Annotated in this window: 6 protein-coding genes and 2 pseudogenes; all 8 read right to left on the bottom strand. The window is 39.9% G+C overall.

Annotated elements, in window-relative coordinates:
- A pseudogene (locus tag ACFIMG_RS00020) lies at nt 1–276 on the bottom strand (P-type DNA transfer ATPase VirB11); the annotation flags it as partial.
- Between the two features lie 17 nt (nt 277–293).
- Nucleotides 294–1367, bottom strand: a complete 1074-nt coding sequence (virB10, locus tag ACFIMG_RS00025) for a type IV secretion system protein VirB10 (protein WP_404977485.1) — start codon at nt 1365–1367, stop codon at nt 294–296.
- Nucleotides 1368–1437: 70 nt separating this feature from the next.
- Nucleotides 1438–2195: pseudogene (locus ACFIMG_RS00030) on the bottom strand (TrbG/VirB9 family P-type conjugative transfer protein).
- Nucleotides 2196–2197: 2 nt separating this feature from the next.
- Nucleotides 2198–2869, bottom strand: a complete 672-nt coding sequence (locus tag ACFIMG_RS00035) for a virB8 family protein (protein WP_375678758.1) — start codon at nt 2867–2869, stop codon at nt 2198–2200.
- Entirely contained in the window at nt 2866–3153 is a 288-nt protein-coding gene (locus ACFIMG_RS00040; RefSeq protein WP_375678759.1) for a type IV secretion protein VblB7, read from the bottom strand. Before ACFIMG_RS00040 ends, ACFIMG_RS00035 begins: the two co-directional genes overlap by 4 nt.
- An 8-nt stretch (nt 3154–3161) precedes the next feature.
- Nucleotides 3162–4091: a type IV secretion system protein gene (locus ACFIMG_RS00045; protein WP_375678760.1), complete on the bottom strand. Its 930-nt coding sequence runs from the start codon at nt 4089–4091 to the stop codon at nt 3162–3164.
- Nucleotides 4092–4149: 58 nt separating this feature from the next.
- Nucleotides 4150–4485 carry an EexN family lipoprotein gene (locus ACFIMG_RS00050; protein ID WP_375678761.1) on the bottom strand — a complete coding sequence of 112 codons (336 nt, stop codon included), beginning with the start codon at nt 4483–4485 and terminating at the stop codon, nt 4150–4152.
- Nucleotides 4486–4506: 21 nt separating this feature from the next.
- Nucleotides 4507–5262, bottom strand: a complete 756-nt coding sequence (locus ACFIMG_RS00055) for a type IV secretion system protein (protein ID WP_375678762.1) — start codon at nt 5260–5262, stop codon at nt 4507–4509.
- Nucleotides 5263–5275 lie beyond the last annotated feature (13 nt).

Raw genomic sequence — 5275 nt, forward strand, 5'->3', positions numbered from 1 at the left:
GCGTTCGTTGTTTGGCAGTGTTGCGGAGAGAACGGGGTTTTCTACACTGATTTTTTGTGTTGTGTAGGCAGCAACAACTTTTGCAATCCCTTCTAGCTCGCTGTAGGTTAGTTCTTTTAAGATGTGGGTTTGCCAACCATTGGGACCCTCAACAATCACTTCGCCTGGGCGATTGACAACAATCTCAAATAAATTTTCATCATTAAGGAAGTCATCTAAGATCTTTAATTTTGTTAAAACGATGGAAGCTCGTTCTGCATTTTTTGCTGATGGCATAATGTGGCTTTATTGACTTAATGAAAAAAGGAATAGTTTGGAGTAGAGTGATACCTTTTGCTTGTTACGACTAGTTTATAGACAGATGAAAAATCGAGATCTCTTGCTACAAAGATGTTGACGAGTTCGCCTTGAAATTTTTCTAGGGTAGGAGGGATGTTGATTTGATTTTCAAGAGCAACGGTGGCTGTATCTTTTCCGATATTGCTTGCTTCAGAGCTGTTGAAACCACCACCTGAGTTAGAATTGCCTTTCTTTTTATTGGTTAGGTTTGTTGTAACGCTATCAACAACGGTGAGTAATAATGCTGAACTGAAGCGTTCCCACCAATGGGTGTTGACGTTGCCGTCAAAACCAGCTCTCCCTAAACTGTCAGTTGCGGGAGATGCAAGATTGATGATGACACCGGTTGGTGTTTTTGCTCTTGTCCAGAGCACAAAGAGGCGAGATTGACCTTTTTTAAGCCCTCCTCGGTATTCTCCAACGACTTGGGTTCCTTTATCAAGCAAAACAACGCGCCCATTGTCAGAGAGGATATCACGGTTGATGATGCAGCTTGCAAAGCCTGGTTGGTCACTGTTTAATGCCGTTTCTAAGATACAGGGGATAGAGGTTCCCATGGCGATGATAAAGTTTCTATTTCCCATGATCCCAGCTCTTGTACCTTCTATTTTTGTAGGCTTTAGAAGTGAGGAAAAACTTTGTGAATCATTGTTAGGAGTTTCACTTATATTATTACTATAGTTATTTCTCGGTATTTGAGTTGAAGAAGGGTGGGGATTGCTCGTAAAAGCCAATACTGGAGAACGTTGTGCTGCATCAAGTAAAGGATCATGTTCAACTATTTTTTCTGGTGTTGGTGATGGTGTTGGTAGTGTAATTGGAGCAATTTTTGCTTGTGATTCAGCGGAAACTAATTCTAAGGGAGTAACTGAGTTATTAAATTCTTGTTTTTTATGGATATTTGCCGTGTCTTTTGATGTTGGTGGTGTTGAAAATATATTCCAAAGCACATATGCGCAAAATCCTACAAAAGCTATAATAATGATTATTTTTTTTTGTATCCGATTTTGATGTATTATTTTTGCCATCTCCAATAGATCCTCGATCGTCGATGATTGATTTATCACTCATGTGTTGTCCCCTTCAATTCCCGCTTATTTAAAGATCTGATGCAATTTTACGTTCAACAGATGGTGAGGTTGTTCCGGTATTTGGATTTGTGCCTTTTGGTTGATAGGCTTCGTTAAAGACGCATAGGACGTTTTTTCCCTGTCTTAGGGTGAAGCGTGCGCTAATGGCGTGGACAATCACCATGTTGCTTCTTGTGGTTTTGGGAACCAGCGATTCTGTACCGTCATTGCTGACAATATAAATGGCAGGGATTTCTTGGTTGTTTGGAAATGTAAATGTTGTGGTTTTGCCATTGTCATAAACGGAGGAGGGTTCGAGAGTGATAGAGCCTTGAGCGGTGTAAGCCCAATTGCGAGGTCCGTATATTTCATAAGCGTTGAAGACATTATCAATCCGTTGGGATTGTNTGAAATTTCCCCATCTTTGATCGTAAGTTCAAATTGATAGGAGCGCTTTGAGCCATCAAGCTTTGTGGTGACGACTTGGAGATTGGTAATGGGTTGGACTTCTCTTGCTTTAAGGAAAAGAATATTGCCAGCGGGGGCGACTTCCCATGCAACACTGTTGCCAATTGCCACATGGGCAATTTCTTCATTGGGAGAAAATTCTATTTGTACCGATGAGCGTATGGAGCCAATAATTTTTGTAACATTATAAGCATCATAATTGATAAAGCGAATGCGGCTATCGCTTGGCGCGCGGGTGGGAAAAATACTGGCATGGCTAGGCGTTAAAGAAAGGGTGATAGCGATGTTAAGAATGAGAAAAAGAATTTTTTTTGTCATGATCAGTTGACCACTTCCGGATCGGTTCTATATTCATTAACAATAAACCCTAGGGGATTTATCAAACGGTTTTGGACAGATATAGGGGCATTGGTATATTCAAAGGTGAGGGTTGCAACCCAGTGGGTGATGAATTCTTTGTTGTTGTCGTTGTTACGTACAGTTCTGTAGTAACGCACTTGGGCGACATTTTCATTGATAAAGGAAATTGATTTTATTGTTATTGTAACGGTGGCGTTTTTATAAAGAAGTTGGGGACTTTGGGGATTTTTTGCTCCGTACCATCCAGCAAATCTTTCTCGTTCTTCAGGAGAGGAGAGGAGAGAGACGGTTTCGAAGTTATTTTGCGTTTCTTCTACGGCGAAACCTTCACGGGAGCGGACGTATTTTGCGGCAAAATAGCGTGTGATTGCTTCGTCGACATTGGTGGGACCTTCTTTTAAGGCTTCCACAACTTCGGTGATGCCGGTTGAATTGTCAACGCGGATGACAAAGGGTTCTACGGTTTTAAGGGGCGTGAGGGTGATGACCGCGAGAGAAGACATTATTGCAACAGCAACGGCTATGCCGGCGATTGCAAGCGAGATGCGGGTGGTGCGGCGTGAGGCGAGCATGCGATCTTGATCGAACGAGCGTGCTTCAGCAATATATTGTTCTACGGCGTTTTCTTTCATGCTTTTTGCCCGCAATTTTTGTAAGACTTCATTTCTTCGTCCGTTAATTTTTGTGCCAAAAGCGTTTCAAGTTTGCTCTCTTTCACGGATGATTGTGTATTGCCACTTATGATAATAGGTCTTGGAGTGGGCTTCTTCCCTTCCCAATTCCACATTGATCTGTTGAGTGGACGTTTAGAATATCCATCACACTTTGGGAGTGATTTCAGCGTGTTTGGTGAAGACATACAGCCACTAAGAAAAAGAAATGGCAAAATAATCCCAATTTTTTTTAAACCCCGCATTTGTGGTATTAACCTCCTCTAAATTTTGACGCCAAACCTCTTAGACCGCTAACACCAGAACGAGCGGCTGCAAGAGCACCACGTCCAGCTGCTCTACTAGAATGGTGAGCTAAATGTGTTGATCCTGTAAGAGCTGCTCCTCCAGAAGCTAAAGCAGAGGCAATTCCGGGTAAATGGATGAAAAGATAAATCCCACCAATGCCAATAACCAAAAATTGAAGTAAAGAAAACATGATATCTGTAAGGTCACCTTTAAGGATTTCCATTGCAAGACTTACATACACGTTACCAAGCAACACGACTAATACTTGCAAAATGATGAAGTTTGCCAATTGACCTAACCACGCTTCTGTAAAACGTCTTGTTGCTGAAAATAGACCAAAACCTATAAATATTGGTCCCACTGATATGACAAGAAATGATCCAAATTTAGCAAATATTGTGACGATAAAACCAATGGTGCAAAAAACCCCAGAAATAATTAAGCAAATAAGACCAGCAATCCAGTTAACAATATACGTACCAACTTCAGTCCATCCGTTGTATTTATTTGCTGCGTCAAAGGCGTGCGCATAAGCATTTTGTATCATATTGTCCCAGACATTCTTATCAGAAATTGCACCTTGTGTAGCATTTGAAATGGCATTAGGCAGATCAGTGAAAAATATATTTGTAACCCATGTGTTATAGTTAGCGGCTCTTGTGGTGAGTGTAACGATGATGCCAAGTTTGAAAGTTGTTGCTATAAAATCCCATAAGGGCATAGAAGAACGCCCATACATAATGTTGTAACCTATAAATGCTATATAGATTATACAAGCTGATTGAAGAGGAACAGATAAAGCGCCTGAAAGATTGCTAATAGTTTTATCCATTATATCTGTAAGAGCCTTCATTAAACGCTGATCTATCATGGTAAATAATTCTTTTGTTACCATTGGATATCCATTTTATAATTTTTTTTAATACTTTTATTCCTGATTGTTATAATAATTTTTATGGATCGAAATTGTTTTCGCTTTTTGCTTTAGCTCTCCTTTTTTCATATTCAGCGTTTCTCTTAGCTTCTTCTTCTTGTTGTTTTTTCTCAAATTCTTCTCTACGTTTACGATTTTCTTCGTCAATTTTTGCCCGACGTTCTTCATGAATTTGATGATCGGCTAATCGTGCATTTTGACAGTTTTTCGAATTTCCTGTAAATCCACATCTCACCGCCCATTCTTTAAGTAAATTTTCATCTTTCTTAAAATCTTCTACACTGTAGGTTTTTTCACATCCAGCGGTGATCAGCCCTGTGCTAAGTAGTAGTGCTGCGATAATAACTTTGTTCATGATTAAGTCCCTCTTTAACTTTTAATGACCGCGAAGTTGATTTGCATAATCTTGGTATCTTTTACTAGCTTCTTCTCTAATCCGTATTGCTTCAGCTTCAGATTGAGCTTGTTGAATCATAGAAGTAGCTTGAGTTTGTAAAGCCTCTGCTTGTAATATTGCTTGTATAGCTGCTAATTGTGTTTGAGCGTCTTGAACTTCAGCAGCGGTTTTAGCATTTTTGAGTTTTTCAATAATCTTACTAATGGCTTCTTTCTTTTTATCGGCATCTTCGTAAACAGCTTGCCCTGTTGCTGCTTGTCCTACATTGCGATTGTGCAATTTTTCCACTTCTTGCTTGTAAAAGGCATCAACTGCTTCTTTTGATCCTCCACCACCCGATGGTTCTTTGTATAAAAGTTTTTCTTTCCATTTTTCAGTGTTTCCGCTACCACCCCCGGTGCCATCTATTGATTGTTCTAAATGATTAAAATCAGAGGGGAGAGCAGCATTATTTCCTTGCTTGTTGAGCAATTCTTGAAGAGCAGACAAATCTGTTTTTCCATTCAAGGAGTTATATAATTGTTTCGCTTGATCGAGTTGGCTCTTTAATTGGTCAAGCTGTTGTCTGCCTTGTTGAATTTGTTCTTGCAATTTGTTAAGTTGTTGTGTGCCTTGCTGGACTTGTTTCATTATTTGTCCAACAGCCGCGGGATCATATACCATGATAGCAAAGGCATTTGTTTGAAAGCCAAATGAAGCTGCATAGACGGCTGTTGCCAATAAAAGTTTTTTCATTGTTTTGACCTTT

The organism is Bartonella sp. AP11XZML (genome assembly GCF_042196445.1).
Classification (GTDB): Bacteria; Pseudomonadota; Alphaproteobacteria; order Rhizobiales; family Rhizobiaceae; genus Bartonella.

Excerpts from the sequence above, each read along its gene's own strand:
- virB10 (WP_404977485.1), bottom strand. The coding sequence starts at position 1,367 with ATGGCAAAAATAATACATCAAAATCGGATACAAAAAAAAATAATCATT.
- ACFIMG_RS00035 (WP_375678758.1), bottom strand. The coding sequence starts at position 2,869 with ATGAAAGAAAACGCCGTAGAACAATATATTGCTGAAGCACGCTCGTTC.
- ACFIMG_RS00040 (WP_375678759.1), bottom strand. The coding sequence starts at position 3,153 with ATGCGGGGTTTAAAAAAAATTGGGATTATTTTGCCATTTCTTTTTCTT.
- ACFIMG_RS00045 (WP_375678760.1), bottom strand. The coding sequence starts at position 4,091 with ATGGTAACAAAAGAATTATTTACCATGATAGATCAGCGTTTAATGAAG.
- ACFIMG_RS00050 (WP_375678761.1), bottom strand. The coding sequence starts at position 4,485 with ATGAACAAAGTTATTATCGCAGCACTACTACTTAGCACAGGGCTGATC.
- ACFIMG_RS00055 (WP_375678762.1), bottom strand. The coding sequence starts at position 5,262 with ATGAAAAAACTTTTATTGGCAACAGCCGTCTATGCAGCTTCATTTGGC.